Origin of the sequence: Flavobacterium magnum (assembly GCF_003055625.1) — a bacterium.
Taxonomy (GTDB): Bacteria; Bacteroidota; Bacteroidia; order Flavobacteriales; family Flavobacteriaceae; genus Flavobacterium; species Flavobacterium magnum.
The window spans coordinates 787,419-808,361 of the sequence record NZ_CP028811.1 but is presented as its reverse complement, the minus strand read 5'-3'; the positions used below and the strand labels follow the sequence as shown (position 1 = coordinate 808,361).

22 protein-coding genes are annotated in these 20,943 nt (G+C 46.0%); 10 read left to right on the top strand and 12 right to left on the bottom strand.

From position 1 onward, the window contains the following. Nucleotides 1-198: 198 nt before the first annotated feature. From HYN48_RS03250 to HYN48_RS03230, 5 genes are all read left to right on the top strand, one after another. Nucleotides 199-1,071 (top strand): AraC family transcriptional regulator, encoded by an 873-nt coding sequence (locus HYN48_RS03250; protein WP_108369766.1) that lies wholly within the window; start codon nucleotides 199-201, stop codon nucleotides 1,069-1,071. A gap of 28 nt (nucleotides 1,072-1,099) precedes the next feature. Further along, complete coding sequence (gene hemH / locus HYN48_RS03245; RefSeq protein WP_108369765.1) at nucleotides 1,100-2,122, top strand: ferrochelatase; 1,023 nt, start codon at nucleotides 1,100-1,102, stop codon at nucleotides 2,120-2,122. After that, entirely contained in the window at nucleotides 2,123-3,460 is a 1,338-nt protein-coding gene (locus HYN48_RS03240; protein WP_108369764.1) for an MATE family efflux transporter, read from the top strand. Next, entirely contained in the window at nucleotides 3,460-4,005 is a 546-nt protein-coding gene (locus tag HYN48_RS03235; protein WP_108369763.1) for a CopD family protein, read from the top strand. The genes HYN48_RS03240 and HYN48_RS03235 overlap by 1 nt, the downstream gene beginning before the upstream one ends. Nucleotides 4,006-4,067: 62 nt before the next feature. After that, nucleotides 4,068-4,847, top strand: coding sequence for an enoyl-CoA hydratase/isomerase family protein (locus HYN48_RS03230; protein WP_108369762.1), 780 nt, complete (start codon nucleotides 4,068-4,070; stop codon nucleotides 4,845-4,847). Between the two features lie 46 nt (nucleotides 4,848-4,893). Here HYN48_RS03230 and HYN48_RS03225 read toward each other — a convergent pair whose 3' ends face one another. Both HYN48_RS03225 and HYN48_RS03220 read right to left on the bottom strand, forming a co-directional pair. After that, entirely contained in the window at nucleotides 4,894-5,403 is a 510-nt protein-coding gene (locus HYN48_RS03225; protein ID WP_108369761.1) for an acyl-CoA thioesterase, read from the bottom strand. 61 nt (nucleotides 5,404-5,464) lie between these two features. Further along, the gene (locus HYN48_RS03220; RefSeq protein WP_108369760.1) at nucleotides 5,465-6,394 is read right to left on the bottom strand and encodes an HU domain-containing protein; all 930 of its coding nucleotides are present in this window, start codon (nucleotides 6,392-6,394) and stop codon (nucleotides 5,465-5,467) included. A gap of 100 nt (nucleotides 6,395-6,494) precedes the next feature. Between HYN48_RS03220 and dprA the strand changes: the two genes are divergently transcribed. Next, nucleotides 6,495-7,595, top strand: coding sequence for a DNA-processing protein DprA (dprA, locus tag HYN48_RS03215; protein WP_108369759.1), 1,101 nt, complete (start codon nucleotides 6,495-6,497; stop codon nucleotides 7,593-7,595). 16 nt (nucleotides 7,596-7,611) lie between these two features. On the opposite strand, the gene trpS is transcribed toward dprA, so the two are convergent. Next, the gene (trpS, locus tag HYN48_RS03210) at nucleotides 7,612-8,589 is read right to left on the bottom strand and encodes a tryptophan--tRNA ligase (RefSeq protein WP_108369758.1); all 978 of its coding nucleotides are present in this window, start codon (nucleotides 8,587-8,589) and stop codon (nucleotides 7,612-7,614) included. Between the two features lie 68 nt (nucleotides 8,590-8,657). On the opposite strand from trpS, the gene HYN48_RS03205 reads away from it, so the two are divergent. Then, nucleotides 8,658-9,398 carry a lysophospholipid acyltransferase family protein gene (locus tag HYN48_RS03205; protein WP_108369757.1) on the top strand — a complete coding sequence of 247 codons (741 nt, stop codon included), beginning with the start codon at nucleotides 8,658-8,660 and terminating at the stop codon, nucleotides 9,396-9,398. A gap of 91 nt (nucleotides 9,399-9,489) precedes the next feature. On the opposite strand, the gene HYN48_RS03200 is transcribed toward HYN48_RS03205, so the two are convergent. From HYN48_RS03200 to recA, 4 genes are all read right to left on the bottom strand, one after another. Next, nucleotides 9,490-11,310 (bottom strand): outer membrane beta-barrel protein, encoded by a 1,821-nt coding sequence (locus HYN48_RS03200; RefSeq protein ID WP_108369756.1) that lies wholly within the window; start codon nucleotides 11,308-11,310, stop codon nucleotides 9,490-9,492. Then, nucleotides 11,307-11,849 (bottom strand): RNA polymerase sigma factor, encoded by a 543-nt coding sequence (locus HYN48_RS03195; protein WP_108369755.1) that lies wholly within the window; start codon nucleotides 11,847-11,849, stop codon nucleotides 11,307-11,309. Before HYN48_RS03195 ends, HYN48_RS03200 begins: the two co-directional genes overlap by 4 nt. A gap of 22 nt (nucleotides 11,850-11,871) precedes the next feature. After that, a complete protein-coding gene (locus HYN48_RS03190; RefSeq protein WP_146171711.1) occupies nucleotides 11,872-12,285 on the bottom strand; it encodes a hypothetical protein in 414 nt (137 codons plus the stop codon). A 111-nt stretch (nucleotides 12,286-12,396) separates the two neighbouring features. Further along, nucleotides 12,397-13,398, bottom strand: coding sequence for a recombinase RecA (gene recA, locus HYN48_RS03185; RefSeq protein WP_108373321.1), 1,002 nt, complete (start codon nucleotides 13,396-13,398; stop codon nucleotides 12,397-12,399). Nucleotides 13,399-13,595: 197 nt separating this feature from the next. Here recA and HYN48_RS03180 point away from each other — a divergent pair, with 197 nt between their 5' ends. From HYN48_RS03180 to HYN48_RS03170, 3 genes are all read left to right on the top strand, one after another. Beyond that, a complete protein-coding gene (locus tag HYN48_RS03180; protein WP_108369753.1) occupies nucleotides 13,596-14,330 on the top strand; it encodes a lysophospholipid acyltransferase family protein in 735 nt (244 codons plus the stop codon). 7 nt (nucleotides 14,331-14,337) lie between these two features. After that, nucleotides 14,338-15,324 (top strand): acyl-ACP desaturase, encoded by a 987-nt coding sequence (locus HYN48_RS03175; protein ID WP_108373319.1) that lies wholly within the window; start codon nucleotides 14,338-14,340, stop codon nucleotides 15,322-15,324. Between the two features lie 68 nt (nucleotides 15,325-15,392). After that, the gene (locus HYN48_RS03170; protein WP_108369752.1) at nucleotides 15,393-16,046 is read left to right on the top strand and encodes an HD domain-containing protein; all 654 of its coding nucleotides are present in this window, start codon (nucleotides 15,393-15,395) and stop codon (nucleotides 16,044-16,046) included. A gap of 266 nt (nucleotides 16,047-16,312) precedes the next feature. Here HYN48_RS03170 and pyk read toward each other — a convergent pair whose 3' ends face one another. The 5 genes from pyk to HYN48_RS03145 all read right to left on the bottom strand — a co-directional run bounded on the left by pyk (nucleotide 16,313) and on the right by HYN48_RS03145 (nucleotide 20,785). Then, nucleotides 16,313-17,743, bottom strand: a complete 1,431-nt coding sequence (gene pyk, locus HYN48_RS03165) for a pyruvate kinase (RefSeq protein ID WP_108369751.1) — start codon at nucleotides 17,741-17,743, stop codon at nucleotides 16,313-16,315. 4 nt (nucleotides 17,744-17,747) lie between these two features. Continuing rightward, nucleotides 17,748-18,221 (bottom strand): IPExxxVDY family protein, encoded by a 474-nt coding sequence (locus tag HYN48_RS03160; RefSeq protein ID WP_108369750.1) that lies wholly within the window; start codon nucleotides 18,219-18,221, stop codon nucleotides 17,748-17,750. Between the two features lie 114 nt (nucleotides 18,222-18,335). Next, nucleotides 18,336-19,076, bottom strand: coding sequence for a ribonuclease III (gene rnc, locus HYN48_RS03155; protein WP_108369749.1), 741 nt, complete (start codon nucleotides 19,074-19,076; stop codon nucleotides 18,336-18,338). A gap of 6 nt (nucleotides 19,077-19,082) precedes the next feature. Continuing rightward, nucleotides 19,083-20,336, bottom strand: a complete 1,254-nt coding sequence (gene fabF / locus HYN48_RS03150; protein ID WP_108369748.1) for a beta-ketoacyl-ACP synthase II — start codon at nucleotides 20,334-20,336, stop codon at nucleotides 19,083-19,085. 212 nt (nucleotides 20,337-20,548) lie between these two features. Then, nucleotides 20,549-20,785 carry an acyl carrier protein gene (locus tag HYN48_RS03145; protein WP_007137004.1) on the bottom strand — a complete coding sequence of 79 codons (237 nt, stop codon included), beginning with the start codon at nucleotides 20,783-20,785 and terminating at the stop codon, nucleotides 20,549-20,551. Between the last annotated feature and the right edge of the window lie 158 nt (nucleotides 20,786-20,943).

The window sequence follows — 20,943 nt, the reverse complement described above, 5'->3', positions numbered from 1 at the left end:
TTATTATTATGACTTTTATAAAAATAACGCTGTAAGGACTTTTTGTATCGCTTCGGGATATTTTAAACCAAAATGCCCTGAACAACGTAAATCTTTGTAAATTTGTAATGAAATCAAGCCTTTTGAAATGACTTATGTAGAACTATTCTAAATAAATATTTTCGCTTATTTCAGATTCATATACGGAAAAACATCGCTATGGGTTCATTGGAAGAGATTAAAATTGAGGAAGATTTTGTAATGCTTCGATTACAGAACGATGGCAACGAGGTGTTTCGCGCTGAAAAACAGATACATCAGGGATTGATTCAGTTTCATTTCGGGATCAAGGGCAAAGCGAAATTTATCTTCAATCAGGGCAATTACGGTTTAGACCTGAATGAGGAAAAAGCACTTTTATTATACAATCCGCAAAAGGAACTGCCACTGAATCTCGAACTGGCACCAAATTCATGGGTGATCTCGATGATTATCTCTATCAAAAAATTCCACTCGCTGTTTTCTGCAGAGGCCGACTACATCCCGTTCCTGAGCGAAGGAAACCAGGACAGGAAATATTATGACGAAAGCAATATCAGCCCATCGATGGCGATTGTGCTGAGCCAGTTATTCCACTTCAACCTGAATCCGTCAATCAAGAACCTTTACTACAAGGGCAAAGGCTATGAACTGCTGAGCCTGTATTTCAACCGAAGCGAGGATCCTGATGCCGAGCAGTGTCCATTTCTTATCGATGAGGAAAACGTAATGAAGATACGGCGGGCGAAGGAAATCATTATTGCGAATATGGCTGAGCCGCCCGGGCTGCAGGAACTCGCAGACCAGGTAGGCCTGAACCTAAAGCGGCTCAAAACGGGATTCAAGCAGATTTACGGCGACACCGTGTACGGTTTCCTATTTGATTACAAAATGGACTATGCACGCAAATTGCTCGACAGCGGCTCGTATAACGTGAATGAAGTCGGGCTCAGGATTGGGTACAGCACGGGCAGCCATTTTATTTCGGCATTTAAGAAGAAATTTGCCACGACCCCAAAGAAATACCTGATGTCAATCAACCCAAATACCTAAATTTACAACAATTAAAATCCAAGATATTTTGAAAGGAGCATTATTAGTAAACCTCGGCTCACCAGAAAGCCCGGATGCGAAGGACGTAAAACCATACCTCGACCAGTTCTTAATGGACAAGTACGTCATTGACGTACCGTTCCTGCTGCGTGCCCTGCTGGTGCGCGGAATCATTTTACGCAAACGCCCTGAGAAATCTGCCGAAGCATACAAGAAGATTTGGTGGGAAGAAGGATCGCCTTTGATCGTTTTGTCAAAACGGATGTTCGCTAAGGTAGAAAAGCAGGTGCAGGTCCCGATGGCCCTGGCGATGCGCTACGGCAAGCCCGATATCCTGTCCGGACTGCAGCAACTGCACGACAAGGGTGTAACCGAAGTCATGCTTTTTCCATTGTACCCGCAGCACGCCATGGCATCAACGGTGACAATCCTGGTATTAGCCGAAGAACTGCGCAGGAAGCATTTTCCAAACATGACTTTCACCACCGTTCCGGCATTTTACAACAAACCGGACTATATCAAAGCCCTGGCGGAGTCGATGAGGAAACACCTTGGCAGTTACGATTACGACCACCTGTTGTTTTCATACCACGGTATCCCCGAGCGTCACATACGCAAGACCGATGTCACCAAATCGCACTGTAAAATTGACGGGAAGTGCTGCATGACACCGTCTCCCGCGCACGAATTCTGCTACAGGCACCAATGCTATGAAACGACGAGACAGGTCGTGGCTTACCTTGGCATCCCCGAAGGCAAATACAGCCAGACATTTCAGTCCCGCCTCGCCGGAGACAAATGGCTCGAACCCTACACCGACGTCGAAATCAACAAAATGCCAGAAAAAGGAATTAAGAAACTGGCCGTTGTCACCCCTGCGTTTGTAGCAGACTGCCTTGAGACGCTTGAAGAAATTGCTATGGAAGCCAATCACCAGTTTAAGGAACACGGTGGAGAAGAATTCCTTGCCATTCCCTGTCTTAATGACGACGATCATTGGTGCCAGACTGTAGGCAACTGGATCAACGACTGGGCAAAATCCTCACAATAAATGGCGGTAACCCAGCAGGATCTCGGCACACAAAGCATCGGAAAGCTGCTGCTACGGCAGGCAGTTCCAGCATCAGTCGGGATTTTGTTTATGACCGTAAACCTGCTCATCGATACGATTTTCGTCGGACGCTGGCTGGGTTCGCTGGCCATTGCCGCCCTAACGGTTGTAACCCCTATTGCATTCCTCATTGCTTCGCTTGGCCTCTCAATAGGCGTTGGCGGAAGCTCGGTGATTTCAAGGGCTTTGGGGTCCGATGATGAGGCTGCAGCACGTTCTGCATTTGCACACCAGATTGTCATGACGCTGCTGCTGTCGGCTGTTTTGGTCATCCTGGGTTTGATTTTCACCGAAGACGTACTGGCACTTTTTGGCGCCAAAGGCAAAATCATCGCCCCGGCCAAAATCTTCTTTTACCCGATACTGCTTGCCGCGCCGTTGCAGGCTTTCCTGACGATGGGCAATTCCGTGATGCGCGCGGAAGACAAGGCCGGCGCGGCAATGACGACCATGATCATTGCGGCGATGGGGAACATTCTGCTGGACATCCTGTTTATTAAAATGTTCGGATGGGGCATTTTCGGCGCGGCGCTCGCGACAGCCGTTTCCTTTGCATGTGCCTTCCTGTACCTGCTGTGGTTTTTTGTTTTTAAAAGTAAACTCAGGTTACAATGGGGTGACTTTAAGCCAAATACGAAAATCGCCATCGAAGTGGGAGCGCTTGGTTCGACGACCTTTGCAAGACAAGGCGTCATCAGCATCTTATCGGTCTTGCTGAACCACGTGCTTTTTGAGCATGGTGGCGAACATTCGGTGACGGTATACGGTATAGTGAGTAAGATGCTGATGTTTGCATTGTTCCCGGTAAACGGCATTGTGGAAGGATTTTTGCCGGTCGCAGGGTATAACTACGGCGCTGAGAAATTTTCACGCGTGCGCGAAGCCATTTTTAAGGCGATACAGTACGCCTGCTTGTTGGCCATTGCGATTTACATTGTAATCCTGATTTTCGCTGCGCAGATTGTTACCCTGTTCACCACCGATCAATCCGTGATGGACGACACGCCGAACGCGCTTCGTTGGGTTTTTGCTGCGTCGCCCGTCATTGCCATCCAGCTCATTGGGGCCGGATATTTCCAGGCAGCAGGCAAGGCAGTTAAGGCTTTAATGCTGACGTTGAGCAAACAGGGATTTTTCCTGATCCCACTCATCCTGATTTTGCCGCGTTTTTTTGATATTTTTGGCGTATGGGTTTCCTTTCCTATTGCGGATGTTTTGGCGACCATTACAACGGCCTTGTTCCTGAAAAGGGAAATCAACCATAACCTAAAGCAATAATGGACTATTACAATTACATCAAATCATTGCACCTGATATTTGTCATCACCTGGTTTGCCGGGCTTTTCTATATTGTCCGCTTGTTTGTCTACCAGATAGAAGCTGCCGCGAAACCGTCCCCTGAAAGAGAAATCCTGCAAAATCAATACAAAATTATGACATACCGACTTTGGTATATCATCACCTGGCCATCGGGAATCCTCGCCACCATTTTCGGATTGGCCATGCTGTACCTGAATCCGGGTTTGATGCAGTTGGATTTTATGCAGGTCAAGTTCGGGTTTGTATTCCTGTTGTTCCTATACCACGCCAAATGCCATCAGATTTATATGCAGCTGCAGCGCGACGAGATAAATTATACTTCAAATTTTATGCGTTTGTGGAATGAAGGGGCTACGATCATCCTTTTTGCAGTGGTCTTCCTGATCATCGTAAAAGACGCCCTGAATTGGATTTACGGTGTGATCGGTATATTGTTGTTTTCTGTATTGATCATGCTTGGCTTTAAATTTTACAAAAAAATCCGCGAGCGCAACAGCAACTGATTCCATCGGTTGTATAGAATTTGGTTACATTTGACTTCATAAAAGAGATAAATCACAATATCATGACGTACGAAAACATACTGGTGGCCCACGGTGCCATCTCACAAATCACCATCAACAGGCCCGAAAAACTGAACGCACTGAACCGGCAGACGATACAGGAACTGCATAATGCTTTTAAAACAGCCGGCCAAAATCCCGATGTTAAGGTGATAATCGTTACGGGTTCAGGAGAAAAGGCATTTGTAGCCGGTGCCGATATCGCCGAATTTGCGTCATTTTCGGTTGAAGAAGGCGCAAAGCTCGCCGCGCATGGTCAGGACATCCTGTTTGACTTTGTAGAAAACCTCAGTACGCCGGTGATTGCAGCCGTAAACGGATTTGCGCTTGGTGGCGGATTGGAACTGGCCATGGCCTGCCATTTCAGGATTGCGTCCGACAATGCTAAAATGGGTCTTCCTGAAGTGTCACTTGGTGTCATTCCGGGTTATGGCGGTACGCAGCGTCTTCCGCAGTTAATCGGCAAAGGGAAAGCCATGGAATTGATTATGACAGCCGGGATGATTACTGCAGAAGAAGCAAAATCCTGCGGTCTGGTAAACTACGTGGTTCCGCAGCAGGAACTTTTGGAATTCGCCCAAGGCATTGCCCAAAAAATTGCAAGGAATTCCCCAACAGCCATCGGTCAGGCCATTACGGCCGTTAATGCGGGTTACAAGGAAGGCATGGACGGTTTTAAGGCAGAGATTCAGGCCTTTGGAAAGTGTTTCGATACGGAAGATTTCAAAGAAGGCACGACCGCCTTTCTTGAAAAAAGGAAACCCGATTTCAAAGGGAACTAGCATTTGCCTGAGATAAATGAAAAAGCCGGATGAACTCCGGCTTTCGCTATATAAATAATGCTTTTAATTCGGTGGCCTCGGCAGGTTTCATTTTTCCGGCCAGCACCAGGCTCAGTTGTTTCCTCCTCAACGCCGCATCGAAACGTTCCTGCTCGAGATCCGTTTCCGGAATTACGGGCGGCACTTCAACAGGCCTTCCGGTTTCATCGACGGCAACGAACGTGTAAATCGCTTCATTGGCCTTGGTCTTGCTTCCCGATTCGCGGTCTTCAATCCAGACATCGAGGAAAATTTCCATCGAGCTTTTAAAACTGCGCGATATTTTGGCCTCAATTGTCACCACGCTCCCCAACGGGATGCTTCGGTTAAACGCCACATGGTTTACGGAAGCGGTCACCGTGATGCGCCTGGAATGCCTTCGGGCGGCAATACTTGCGGCGCGATCCATACGGGCCAGCAATTCTCCTCCAAAAAGGTTATTCAGCGGATTGGTTTCGCTTGGCAATACCAGATCGGTTAAGGTGGTCAGGGATTCGGAAGGATGTTTGGGTTGCATTGTTTTTTTTGCAAAGATAAATTACAGCCATAAAAAAATCCCGCATTAACGGGATTATATTTTAGAATTTCCTGACCATCAGCCAGGCTTCCTGATTTTGTGCCTGATGGATTTCCCTGAGGGCGGTCTGTGCTTCTGCGTAAGTCGTATAGCTTCCGAAAAGCACCGGAAACAAGCCATGGCGGTTCTTTTGCATTCGCCTTGCCTGGTACCCCAGTCCGATCAGTTCGTCAAACTTCTTCTGTGCATTTTCCTCACTCCTGAAAGCCCCGGCAACGATATGGTATGGCATCTTCGGTTGTTTAACCGTCAGTGTTACATTGGGAAGCGGACTCGGAATCATGAAAGTGGCCTCCTGGATTTTGCCCTGCACTTCTTTTTGCACCGCAGCCTGCACGACCTGCGTTTGCTGTGCTATGTCATTTTGATAATAATTGTTGAAAAAGAACCCTGCGGCACCCAGCCCTACGACAAATACGGCAGCGTATTTAAGGTAAGCACGGTTCGACTTTTGCGGCGTCAGATTGATTACAGGCGATTCTTCAGGTACACTGACTTCAACAACGCTTTCGCGGAGGATTGAAGGTGACATGAAAGGCGACAAACCGAACGCGGCCGTAAAATAATTGGTCTGGTCATTGGCTTCGAAAACGAGACCGCCTTCACGGTTTAAAGAAATTGTCCCAATGCTGCCCAGTAAAACCGACTGATTGTTGTAAAGCGCAGCGCGCCAAAGCGTGGTCTCTTTCTGGATGAGATCTACTGCAGATTCGTAGGAAATCCTTTCTGATTGGGAAATGTGGTGCGCGAGTAGACCGTCGTTGTTCTTTACGTATGCGTTAAACGAGACGATTTTCCTCGGCGGGTAAAAGTAGTCATTGCCTTCATGCACTGCAGCCGATTGGATCTCTGTCAGGAACGCACCGAATCCCGGAACGGTTACACATTGGTAACGATACAAAAGCTGCGATAAATAGTGTTCAATCTTCATGTCAACAAAGTTAAAGATAAGGCTGCGGCAGCAAAATTTTATCAACAGATTTTATTAACAATTTGCCCAAAAATAGTATCTTGACCCTCAAATATTTAATATGCGCCATACAGACCTGTTCTACCTATTGGCCCTCCAGAAAGTGGACGGCATCGGGGAAATCAATGCCAAAAAGCTGCTCTCTCACTTTGGGACGGCCCAGGCCATTTTCTCCGAAAAACCTCAAAAGCTCCAGAAAATCGATCGGATCGGATCGGTGACCGCAGCGAAACTCCAGGATAAATCCGTCTTTAAGAAAGCTGAAGCGGAATTGCGTTTTATCGAGAGTTCCGGTATTTCGGCAACAGCATTTACGGACGATGATTATCCCGAAAAATTACGCCATTGCCCCGATGCGCCCATCGTCCTTTTTTCAAAAGGGCATATTGACTTAAAGCGAAAGCGCGTTATCAGTATCGTCGGAACCAGGGAAATTACAGCATATGGGCGGGATTTCTGCCGGGAGCTGATTGCGGCGCTGGCACCGCTGGATCCCGTTATAGTAAGCGGATTTGCTTACGGCGTCGATATTACGGCGCACCTTGCCGCGGTAGAGAACAAACTGCAAACGGTAGCCATCCTTGCGCATGGGCTCAATCAGATATACCCCAAAGCGCATAAAAAGTACCTTTCGGCCGTGATGGACAACGGCGGCTTTATGACGGAATTCTGGAGTTCCAGCAATCCCATCCGCGAGCAATTCCTGCAACGCAACCGCATTGTGGCCGGTATTTCAGAAGCTACTATCGTTATCGAATCGGCGGAAAAGGGCGGTTCACTCGTGACGGCCGCCATAGCAAACGATTACCACCGCGATGTTTTTGCCGTTCCAGGGCGTGTGTCTGACAAGTACAGCCAGGGGTGCAACAACCTGATCAAAACCCAGAAGGCAAATATGCTGACATCGGCTGCCGACCTCGTCTACATGCTCAATTGGGATTTACAGCAACCGGTAAAGTCGGTACAGAAGCAGCTTTTTATTGCGCTTGATCCCGAAGAACAGAGAGTCTACGATTTCCTGAACAAAACCGGCAAGGAACTGCTCGATACCATCGCGCTGGAATGTGCTGTACCGGTGTTCAGATTATCAGGAATATTATTGAATATGGAACTCAAGGGCGCTGTAAGGCCATTACCGGGAAAACTGTTCGAGGCCATTTAAGGCCGGGATAAAACAATTACAAAAACCCGAGTCGCTGTCTGACGCGCGCGAGCACCTCACGGGCCACTATGCGCGCCTTTTCTGCGCCAAGCGACAGTTCCCTGTCCAGTTCTTCAAGGTTGTCCATATAATAATTGTATTTGCTGCGCTCGGTGCTGAACTTTTCCACAATCAGTTCGAACAAGGCCTGCTTGGCATGGCCGTACCCGAAATCCCGGTTTTCATTCTTATAGTTTTCGCGCATCGCATCGGCCTGACTTTGGCTGGCGAGCAGTTGGTAAATGGCAAATATTTTGCAGGTTTCCGGATTTTTGGGATCTTCCAGTGGCGTGCTGTCGGTCTCAATTGACATGACCTGTTTGCGCAGGGCCTTGTCGTCGAGGAAAATATTGATGATGTTATTGGCTGATTTGCTCATTTTTCCGCCATTGGTTCCCGGGACAAGTTTGGTCTCCTCATGCGTGAACGGCTCGGGAAGTACGAAGGTATCACCCATCTGGTGGTTGAAGCGGGAAGCGACGTCGCGCGTAATCTCAATGTGTTGCAACTGGTCCTTCCCGACCGGTACAAACTCGGCGTCATACAACAGGATGTCGGCTGCCATCAGCATCGGGTACGTGAAAAGTCCGGCGTTGACGTCTTCCAGCCGGTCTGATTTGTCTTTGAACGAATGCGCGAGCGTCAAACGCTGAAAGGGAAAAAAACAACTCAGGTACCAGGACAGTTCGGCGGTTTCAGCAACATCGGATTGCCTGTAAAACGTAACACGGCTGGTATCCAAACCACAAGCCAGCCAGACCGCAGCCGTACTGTACGTATTCTGCTTCAGCGTTTCGCCGTTTTTTATCTGCGTAACAGAATGCAGGTCAGCGATAAAAAGAAACGATGTGTTTGCGGGTTGCTGCGACAATTCGATTGCGGGAAGGATCGCACCAAGGAGATTTCCAAGATGCGGCGTGCCGGTACTCTGAATGCCGGTAAGGATTTTTGCCATGTTAAGGGTATTTCCGCAAAGGTAAATGTTTTGGCAAAAAACAGAATCAAATTCTTACTTTTGATTTTATGAAAATAGTGAAAACGGTATTTTGGGTGCTTTGGCGGATTTGGTTTTATATCCTGATGGGTGTCCCGATTATCGTGATGTTCCCGTTGCTTTTCATCTCGATCCTCCACGAGCGGTGGTACCCCTATTTCTTTGTAATGGCGCGCATTTGGGCGAGGATTATCCTGCTCGGCATGGGTTTTTCGCCGCGGGTGGACATTACCGAACATCCCGAGCCGGGCAAAAGTTATATGTTTGTCGCAAACCACACGTCGATGACCGACATCATGCTGATGTTATCCATCGTCAGCAATCCGTTTGTTTTTGTCGGGAAGAAGGAACTGGCCAAAATCCCGTTGTTCGGATTCTTTTATAAACGGACCTGTATTCTGGTTGACCGTAAGAGTTCTAAAAGCAGGATGGAAGTGTTTGAACGCGCCCAGAAGCGGCTCAGTCAGGGACTCAGCATCTGCATTTTTCCTGAAGGCGGCGTGCCTGATGACGAATCGGTATTGTTGGATGAATTTAAGGATGGTGCTTTCCGATTGGCCATCGAGCATCAGATTCCGGTTGTGCCGATTACTTTTGCGGACAATAAAAAGCGTTTTTCCTACACATTCTTAAGTGGGAGCCCCGGCATTATGCGTGCCAGGATCCACCATTTCATACCTACAGAAGGTTTGGTACTCGATGATAAGAAGGCATTGCGGGATCAGACCAGGGAAGTCATTCACAGGCAATTACTCGATTTCGGTAAATAAAAAAGAGTCCGCCACCGCGAACTCCCTTTCATTTATTACTCCCGAAGTAATAAAAACCAAATAAACATAACAAAAAAATTAAAACCTAAACTTAAAATTTAAAGCTTATCCCCGAATACAATCCGATGAAGTAAGGCTTGAAGTTCCCTGAATCTTTGCTGAACGTATTGAGCTGGTATTTGAACATCGGCTCAAAATTGAATTCAAATGCCTTGAGGAAATTGTATTTGAACCCGACACCGATGTTGGAACTGAAATGCACATCGTTCAGGTTGTTGGCTTTCCCAAGATTGGCATTCATGGTTTTTGACGTGACCCGAATTTTGTTCTCGTCAAGGAAAAGTGTACTCATACCGCCAATCAGTGTCACCCCGAATTGCTTGTCCACAAGTTTATAAGACATCTCCATCGGCACTTCAATGTATCCCATCCGCTGGCTGATCGACCCGTAATTGAGGTCCTGCAGGCTGGTTTCAAACGGCAGCAGCCCATCAAATTTACTTTGGTCAACCACTTCGATAAAAGCGGCATTGCCCTGCTGTGATATGTTGCTGATGCTTTGGCCGTCCAGTCCGGCATAGAAAATCACGCCATTGGTATCGTACCCCAGCGTCAGTTTGTTAACGCCCGTGCGCACGCTGAATTTATCGTTGATGGCGTAATTGATTCCCACACCAAAACTCACATTGTTGTCGTAACTCTTGTCGTTTCCGGAAAATTCCTCGTCGAGCGGCGAACCGCCTGATGAACTAAAATAAATAGGGGCAACGCTTGAGCTGACCTGCCACCTATTTAATTTAGATTCGGCAACTTTTTCTTCTTTTTCATTTTGTTTTGCCAGCAATTTCTCCAGTTCATTAGTCTCGACAGTGGCAATGGCTGCCGAATCTAATTTTTTGTCTGCCACGGGAAGTGTAGCGGTTTTAATTTTATTGTCCGAAAGGGTATTGTCTCCGGCAACGCTGTTTTTAGCATCCCCGAATGGACGGTTTTCGGTGTCCTTCGATTGCGGGTTGACCGGATTCTGGCTTTTTGACGGATCGTTTACCGCAATCCCTGAACCTGACCCACGGGTAGACTTTAGCTCATTTTCACGCCGATTGAATTCGTCGTTTTTATCACTTTCCACTGTTTCTGAAGTGGCAAGGCCTTGGTTTGTCGTGTTTCTGGCGCCAGCCTGCCCAGCCGGGTGTGCTTTCTTAGGTTTTGTATTGCGGCCGGCAAGCCCTGTTTCGGTTTTGCGAATGCCTTGAGCCGGTTCCTCAATGGTATTGATGTTGATTTTCGAAGCATTCTTTTTTCTTTTTTGGACAGCAGATGATTTGCTCGCTACGACGCTTTCCGCATTGGCATCGACCCTTGCTGCTCCCGAGCGGTTTGTTTTCCGGATTGCAGGTAAAGATCCGCCGGCGGCCACGCCTTTTTCGGATTCTATGCCGATGTCTGTTGTGGTTTTCGGTTTTTCCTTTCTTACCGATGGTGATGCGGCAACTGACTGGCCTTCTCCGGCCACCGCAGCCGATTTTGATTTCAGTGAATTCTCCTCATTCGAAACCGGATTGTCGGGCGAATTCACGTAGCGTGCGGGCTTTAAGACCCTGTTTTTCCCCTGTTCCGCAACCCCTTCAGTCTTGGAAGACCTGTTTGTTTTGGCAGGATTTTTTTCGTTGGTGACGACTTGATTTGCTCCGTTGCTGTCAGCATTGAAAAAGGTGTAATTAATGATGAGCAGCCCGATTACGAGCGCTGCGGCGACACCGGAAAGACGCCACCAGATTGGAATGACTTTGCGTTCCTTTTTCTTTTGCTGCAATGCCGCCTCAATATTTTTCCAGACGTGATCGCCGGGTGCCGCTTCGAAATCCTTGAATTTCTCCTGAAACAGCCTGTCTATGTTTTTCCGTTCACTCATTTTGCAGTGGGTATTTTTTTACCGTTATGAATGTCTATTTTTTCTTTAAGAATCATCCGGGCGCGTGCCAGGTTTGATTTAGTCGTTCCGGTTGTGATGTCGAGCATTTCCGCTATTTCTTTATGTGAATACCCGTCAAGAACGTAGAGGTTGAATACCAGCCTATACCGTTCCGGAAGTTCCTGTATGATCCCGATGAGGTAATCCAGTGACACGTTCTCGTCATCAATCTCTACGGTTTCCTCTTCGGCGATGTTTTCGTTGACAATCTCGAGAAAACGTACGCCGCGGAATTTCTGTAGCGCGTTGTTGATCATGATGCGCTTCGCCCACCCTTCAAACGAGCCTTTAAAATTGAACTGCTCGATTTTGTTGAAAATAATCAGGAAACCGTCCTGCAGGTTGTCCTCAGCTTCTGCGTAATTGGCAGAATACTTCAGGCAGACACCGAAAAACTTCGCCGAAAATAACTTGTATATTTCCGCCTGTGCTCTGGCATCGTTCTTTTTGCAATCGGCAATGAGTTGTTCTAACCCCACAGGCTTCCCAATCTAAAATTAATTAATAAGTAACGGGGATGGTTACTTCTTCAAAAAGGTTGTTTCCGTTCGCGTCCTCACCTTTGTAAAACCTAAAGGTATAGTATTGGTTGCCGGGAGTACACAGGAAATCAAATGTAACCTCTATCGGTGCTTCATCCAAAGGATTACAGTAATCTGCTTCAAGGACGCTAGTCTGCACACCGAAAGTACGCTCCTGGCCATTTTTCTCATAGTAAATTCCCTGATAGAAATGACAATCGGAAGGCCTTTTATATTTTACTTTAATCTGGTAATTCTGATTCATGTCGAAACTTTCAGGAACCGTGAAACTTTCTACAGGAAGCACTTCAAGATGGTAGCTGGGGCTGTCATCATTCGGACTACAGGAAATTAAAGCAGAAATCGTCAGTAAAAATAGGACTAATCTTTTCATTTTCAATTGTTTAATCAAACTGTTGATTCATTCTCATTCCAAAGATGAATTTTCTGCCAATAGGTTGCGTTTAGGCAAAAAAAAACCCGAAAAATTTCGGGTTTCATAAATTTAGACATTTTCTTTGATCTGTGCCTTGATTTTGTCTTCCAATTCGTCTGCGAGCTCCGGATTGTCCTTGATCATGGTCTTGACGGCATCGCGTCCCTGACCTAAGCGGGTATCGCCGTAGCTGAACCAGGACCCCGATTTTTTGACAATTTCGAATTCAACCGCAAGGTCGAGTATTTCTCCTGTTTTTGAGACTCCTTCACCATACATGATGTCAAACTCTGCCGTCTTAAATGGCGGCGCTACCTTATTTTTAACGACTTTGACTTTGGTACGGTTCCCGATGACGTTTTCACCGTCCTTGATTTGTGACGAACGGCGGATGTCAAGCCTCACCGAAGCATAAAACTTCAGCGCATTTCCGCCTGTTGTAGTTTCAGGATTTCCGAACATTACCCCGATTTTCTCGCGAAGCTGGTTGATAAAAAATACGGTGCAATTGGTCTTACTGATTGTTCCGGTCAATTTACGCAATGCCTGCGACATGAGTCGGGCGTGAAGACCCATTTTCGAATCTCCCATTTCGCCCTCGATTTCACTTTTTGGCGTCAACGCGGCCACCGAGTCAATTACGACAATATCAATTGCGCCCGAACGGATCAGGTTTTCGGCAATTTCCAAAGCCTGTTCGCCATTGTCCGGCTGTGAAATGATGAGGTTTTCGATTTCCACACCGAGTTTTTCGGCGTAATTCCTGTCAAAGGCGTGTTCCGCGTCGATGAACGCCGCAATACCGCCTGCTTTTTGCGCTTCGGCAATAGCGTGCAGTGTCAGCGTTGTCTTACCCGAGGATTCAGGTCCGTATATTTCAATAATTCTTCCTTTCGGATATCCGTTAACCCCTAAGGCAAGGTCCAGTCCGAGCGAGCCGGAAGAAATCGTTTCGACTTCTTCAACCGCCTTGTCACCCATCTTCATTACGGTGCCTTTTCCGTAGGTTTTGTCAAGTTTGTCTAATGTAAGTTGTAAGGCTTTTAATTTTGATTCTTTTTCTGAACTCATCTTTTCTTTCATTTAAATTGGCGTTTATTTTGCGTAAAAATAGTGTTTTTTTTGATGTGAATTCCGCAAGTGTAAAAGTTCGGGGTATCAACGTGAAGGCGCTGATCCTGCGGCAGGTGAATGTTGCCTAAACTGCCTCGGGAGACGTCGCTTTCGATCTCCCGAACTTTATTATATTTGCAGCACAGATTTAACAAATGGAAAAAATCATCTCCTACCCGATATCGGTACTGTATTACTTCTTCTTCGGCCTGATCCTGGTCGTGTTCCATCCGATACAGTGGATTTGCTTTAACGTATTCGGGTATCAGGCACACAAAAAGAGCGTTGACTACCTGAATTTCCTTTTGTTGAAAAACACCATCCTTTTGGGCACGCGTGTTACCTTCCGCAATATCGATGCAATCCCGAAGAACGTCCCTGTAATTTTCGTAGCCAATCATCAAAGCCTTTATGATATCATCTGTATCATTTGGTTTTTGAGGAAATTCCACCCGAAGTTCGTCAGTAAAGCAGAATTGGGGAAAGGCATCCCAAGCGTATCATACAATTTACGACACGGCGGCTCGGTGTTGATTGACCGGAAAGATCCAAAGCAAGCCATTCCGGTGATTAAAGGACTTTCCGAATACATTGAGAAATTTCGCCGCTCGGCAGTAATCTTCCCGGAAGGTACCCGCAGCAAAGACGGTAAGCCGAAGGAATTTGCGCAAAGCGGACTCAAAATCCTGTGCAAGTACGCGCCTTCAGCTTATGTGGTCCCCATTACGATAAACAATTCGTGGAAAATTGTTAAATACGGATTTTTTCCTTTAGGTTTGGGAAATCGCCTTACCTTTACCGTTCACGAGGCATTGCCGGTTAAGGATTTGCCGTTCGAAGAGATTTTGGAACGAACAGAGCGATCCATTGTTCAGGGAATTAAAAACTAAATCAGTTATGTCTTTACAAAATATCAGGCTGGAAGTGATGCAGCTTCTGGAAAAAAAAGTGGATGATTATGTCAAGGAATACCTCATTCCGGTAGAAACCATCTGGCAGCCGACCGATTTTTTGCCCGATCCGTCAGCCGAGAATTTTGGCGAGCAGGTTAAAGAGCTGCAGGAACTGGCCAAAGACCTGCCTTACGATTTCTGGATTGTGCTTATCGGTGATACCATTACCGAGGAAGCGCTGCCTACCTACGAATCCTGGCTGATGAGCGTGGAAGGTATTGACAATGTGGAGCGCAACGGCTGGTCAGCCTGGACACGCCACTGGACCGGGGAGGAAAACCGTCATGGCGATTTACTGAACAAATACCTTTATTTGTCCGGGCGCGTGAACATGCGTGAAGTGGAGATGACAACGCAGCACCTGATTAATGATGGCTTCGATATCGGCACGGCGCGCGACCCTTATAAGAACTTCGTATATACCAGTTTTCAGGAACTCGCGACATATATTTCACACAATCGCGTGTCCCAACTGGCAAAGAAATATGGTGAAAAAAGGCTTTCCAAAATGTGCAAAATGATTGCCGGTGACGAAATGCGCCACCATAATGCCTACAGTGAATTTGTTCACCAAATCTTCAAAGTCGATCCAAGCCAGATGATGATTGCCTTTCATGACATGATGAAATACAAAATTGTGATGCCTGCAGGGTTTCTGCGGGAATCAGGTGCGAAAATTGCTTCGGCATTTGATCATTTTTCGGATTCTGCGCAGAGGATTGGAGTGTATACGGCTGCCGATTACGTGGACATCCTCCAAAAACTCATCAACCGCTGGGAGATTGAGAATATCGGCGGACTGACCGATGAAGCTGAAAAAGCACGAGACTACCTCATGAAACTTCCGGCCAGAATGCTTAAGATTTCGGAAAGACTGGTCATTCCGGCAGAGTCGCATATCTTTAAATGGGTAGAGCCGGCGAGGGTATAATTTACATTTAAATTTTCAATTGTTGAATCAGGAATTTTACCTGGTTCAACTTTTTTTATTGGATAAAGATGAAAGATCAGAAGTTGGTTACCGACACGATTGAATTTGTAAAAATGAAGCTCAGGGATGCCGAAGGCGGTCATGACTGGTTTCACATTGAGCGTGTTTATAAAAACAGTCAGCTGATTGCAAAACACGAAAATTGCGATATGCTCGTCGTTGAACTTGGCGCGCTTTTGCATGATATTGCAGACAGTAAGTTCCATGACGGCGATGAAAATATAGGTCCCGAGACCGCAAGGAAATTTCTTGCTGACAATAACGTCAATCAACCTACGATTGATCATGTCATCAATATTATCCGAAACATTTCATTCAAAGGAGGCAATTTTGAAAAGAAATTTAACTCGATTGAACTGCAGATTGTACAGGACGCCGATCGTCTTGATGCTATTGGCGCGGTAGGTATCGCACGGACATTTAACTATGGAGGGTTTAAAAACCGGCCGCTCTACAATCCTGAAATCCGACCGAACCTGAATATGTCGAAAGAGGAATATAAAAATTCTGCTGCTCCGACAGTAAACCATTTCTATGAAAAACTACTGCTGCTTAAAGACCGAATGAACACCGACACCGGAAAGCGCATAGCCGCCCAACGCCATCAGTTTATGGAGGATTTCCTTTCACAGTTTTATGCGGAATGGGATGGAGAAAAATAAGCCCCTCGGCGGGAACGGAATTTGTAAAATTTAAGAATTGGTAGGCGTTTTCCGTACCGGCTTGTCAGCGGTAATTTGTATTTTGCCTTCAGGGAAGGGGGGATAGTAACCCTAATCAATTGCCCGATAACTTCGTTGTGCAAAATCCACACCAATTGTTAAAGTTTCATTGCGGGATATATTAACCTCACGTGTCAACCTGAATTGAGACCAAATAAAAAAACCGCCCTGGGCAAATTGGACGGTTTCTTCAACATAATTATAAACTATTCTATTTCTGAAACGCGGAGGGTATTTACCATTCCCTTATCAGTCACCGGCATGGCGGCAAGGTTGATTAGAAAATCCCCTTTGTCGACAAAGCCACTGTCGCGGACCATCTGGTTGATGTCGGTTACAGTATCGTCGGTGCTTACGAATTTATCATAGTAAAACGATTTTACACCCCAAAGCAAATTGAGTTGGGTAAGGATCCTCTTATTGGAAGTAAAAACCAGGATGTGTGCCTGCGGGCGCCATGCCGAAATCTGGAACGCCGTGTAACCGCTGTTGGTCAGCGTACAGATTGCTTTGGCACGGATTACATTGGCCATCATCGCTGCGTGATGGCAAATCGATTTGGTGATAAACCTTTTAGTTCTGATTTGTGGCGTATTTTGCGGCACCTGAATCAAAGGTGAATCTTCAACAGCCTCTATAATCTGCGTCATCTTTTCAATTACTTGCACCGGATAATTACCCACGGAGGTTTCCCCGGAAAGCATCACAGCATCGGCGCCATCCATCACGGAGTTGGCTACGTCATTTACTTCGGCACGCGTGGGCGTGAGGCTTGTAATCATCGTTTCCATCATCTGTGTTGCGATAATTACCGGAATCCTTGCGGTTTTGGCACGGTTCACGAGTTTTTTCTGGATCAGCGGTACTTCGTGGGCTGGTACTTCTACACCCAAATCGCCACGGGCAACCATGAGTCCGTCACAAAACGCAACGATTTTATCAATGTTCTCCACCGCTTCCGGTTTCTCTATTTTGGCAACAATCGGAATCTTATGTTCAGAGTGTTTTGCAATCAAATCCTGTAATTCTTCGAGATCTTTCGGTGTCCTTACAAAAGAAAGCGCAATCCAGTCCACCTGCTGTTCAATAGCGAAAATAGCATCCTTAATGTCCTTTTTGGTTAAGGCAGGCAACGACACTTTGGTGTTCGGGAGGTTCACGCCCTTTTTAGACTTCAGCGGCCCGCCTTGGACGACTTTACAAATGACTTCGGTCGTACCATTGGTTTCAACGGCTTCGAAAATCAGTTTGCCGTCGTCGAGCAGGATGCGCTCACCGGGATTGACATCGCGCGGAAATTCTTTGTAATTCATGTAGACGCGCTGGGCAGTGCCGGGGACATCTTCGGCAGTCTGGAACGTAATCAGGTCGCCGTTTTTCACTACCACATCCTCGGTCATCACACCCACGCGGAGTTTTGGCCCCTGAAGGTCGGCAAGAATGGCAGTCGTATATCCATATGCCTCGTTAAGTTCGCGGATGGTGTCAATTTTTTGTTTGACATCACTGTAGTCAGCATGTGAAAAGTTCACCCTGAATACATTTACCCCAGCGTCGATCATGTCCTTCAGGACTTCTTTCGTGCTACAGGCGGGGCCTAATGTGGCTACAATTTTTGTCTTTTTGTTGGTTGGCATTTTATCAGAAAATTAAATTATTTTTAGATTTTATCGCGTTTGCTGCAACAGCGTAAACAGCGGATATTTGTAATATTGTATTGATTTTTGAAGTGATGCTGTCCAGGCTTTCAACGGCATTTTCAATCTTGAGGAAATAGTCAACCTTTTTGAACTCGGGCAGAAGGTAGACTTTTGTAGCCACGGGCTGGTTAGAAAACAAATCTGTTGTGGTTGATTTTGCCACATCCACTTCGTTTTTGTTCTGGATTAGATTCCATGATATTTCAGCATCAATGTTGTCAAAGGTATACCTTGAAAAACTGGTTTCACCCTGCTTCACCTGGATCTGTATCTCGTCTTTATTTTTGCTTAAGCGTATAGGCAATTTCTGATTGATAAAATATGCCAGCCTGTAATCTTCAAGGGAAGTGTGAATTGCAACGAGGTTGTAGTTATTTTCGTCAAATTCATCAATATGCAATTTATGAATAGCCATTTTTAATTCAGAAATGAGCGGTAAAGATAGTGTTTATAGCGCACAAAAAAACAGTAAACCAACGGGTTAACGTTTATTTATCAACGAAATCGTTATAGCTTTAAGGAATTATTTTTATTTTGTGTTAATTTTTTCCTGAAATGCAAAATAGGCACGGTGGGACGCTTTTTCCTCGGCTTTTTTCTTAGAAACCGCGCGTGCTTTGGCGACCACTTTCCCGTCAATGCTAAGTTTTACCCCGAACAGCCGCTCGCCGCTGATGCCGTTATCTTCGAACACATCGTAATGAAATGTCTTTTTCTCTTTTTGGCACCATTCGATCAAAAGGCTTTTGTAGCTGATGACTTTTCCCTCAAGTTTTGGGATGTCAACGTAAGGCGCAATCACACGGGCATTGATGAATTTTTCGCAGGCAGGATAACCCGCATCAAGATAAATCGCACCCACCAGCGCTTCAAATATATTACCATGGATATTATCCCCGAAATGCTGTGTGGGAACTTTGCTCTCCACGAAACGAATCAGATTCAGGTCACGGCCCAATTCGTTAAGGTGCTCGCGGCTTACAATTTTGGACCGCATTTTAGTCAGGTATCCTTCATCTCCGGAAGGCACTTGATTAAAAAGGTGCGCAGCGATCACCGAACTCAACATCGCATCACCTAAAAATTCCAGTCGTTCGTAACTTATGGGATTGCCTTTTTCATCGGTTTTGTTCGATGAGCGATGGGTGAATGCCATTGTGTAGCCTTCTATGTTGAGCGGCCTGAACCCAATGATCTTTTCGATTTCGCCAAAAAAAATCCCGCCTTCTTCAGGACGGGATCGGGAAAATATTTTTTTAAGGATACGCATTCAAAATTAGGCTTCTAATTTTTTAAACAACACGCAGGCATTGTGTCCGCCGAAACCAAATGTATTGCTCATCGCAACCTTGATATCTCTTTTCTGTGCCTTATTCAGTGTCAGGTTCAATGAGGGGTCGATGCTTTCGTCGACTACCGTATGGTTGATCGTTGGCGGGATAATCCCGTGCTCCATAGCCAAAATAGAGGCAATCGCTTCGATGGCTCCGGCGGCACCCAGTAAGTGGCCCGTCATTGATTTGGTGGAATTGATGTTCAGCGTTTTCGCATGGTCGCCGAATACGGCGCTGATGGCTTTCAATTCGGCTACATCGCCCAGCGGTGTTGAAGTCCCGTGGGTGTTGATGTGATCCACCTGCTCAGGGCTCATTCCCGCGTCGCGCAAAGTATTTTTCATTACGGCAATCACCCCGATGCCATCAGGATGCGGTGCAGTGAGATGGTAGGCGTCAGACGACATCCCGCCACCACCGATTTCGCAGTAAATTTTAGCGCCGCGTGCTTTGGCATGCTCGTATTCTTCCAGGACCAGCGCACCGGCGCCTTCGCCTAAAACGAACCCGTCGCGTGTCGCGTCAAATGGCCTTGACGCGGTTTCGGGAGATTCGTTTCTTGTGGACAGCGCATGCATGGAGTTGAAGCCGCCCATGCCGGCAATTGTAACGGCCGCTTCCGATCCGCCTGAAATGATGACGTCGCACATGCCCAAACGGATATAGTTGAACGCGTCGATTAACGCATTGGCTGAAGAAGCGCAGGCAGAAACGGTAGTATAATTCGGGCCCATATAACCATTGCGCATGGATATGTGCGCAGGTGCGATATCGGCTATCATTTTTGGGATAAAGAAAGGATTGAATTTCGGCGTACCATCGCCTTTTGCGTAATACATGACCTCTTCCTGGAAGGTCTCGAGGCCACCGATTCCGGCACCCCAGATAACGCCTACACGGTATTTGTCGACATTGTCTGCTGTAAGCCCGGCATCTTTAATCGCTTCATCGCTGGCGGCAATCGCATACTGGGCAAATTTGTCCAGTCGGCGCGACTCCTTACGATCCATATAATCCTCAATATTGAAATTCTTTACTTCACAGGCGAATTTCGTTTTGTGTTTTTCCGTATCATAATAAGTGATAGGAGCGGCACCACTGACGCCATTGATCAAAGAATTCCAATATTCCTCAATCGAATTACCAATCGGTGTGAGCGCGCCCAAACCTGTTACTACAACCCGTTTTAATTCCATAACCTGATTCGTTTACAGTTTGTTTAAACTAAAAATACCTATGTAGATCTATGGGAAGCATAAAATGACATAGGTATGATATATGATGAATGACTGAAATCAATCAAAATGATTTAAAAAAATAACACCCGAAATTTAGAAATTCCAATAATCAAATCCCAATTTTTATGGCATTTAACAACTGGTGCTTTTAAAATCGGGTGTAAGGTGTATTATTTTTTCGCTTCTTCGATGTAAGAAATTGCCTGTCCTACAGTAGCAATATTTTCAGCCTGATCGTCCGGGATCTGGATGTCGAATTCTTTTTCAAACTCCATGATAAGCTCAACAGTGTCTAATGAATCCGCTCCTAAATCGTTGGTGAAGCTCGCTTCCGTTACAACTTCGTTTTCGTCAACGCCTAATTTATCTACGATAATCGCTTTAACTCTTGATGCAATGTCTGACATAATCTTAAATTTTAATTTTTAAATTGTTGGCAAAAATAAAAAACTTTATTTTAAAACCACGTTTTAGTTCATAAATATGAATACTAAGGTAGAAAAAAAATTTAACATTCCGTGCCAACTGCATTTTTAAAACCATTTATTATTCTTTTTTTTGCATA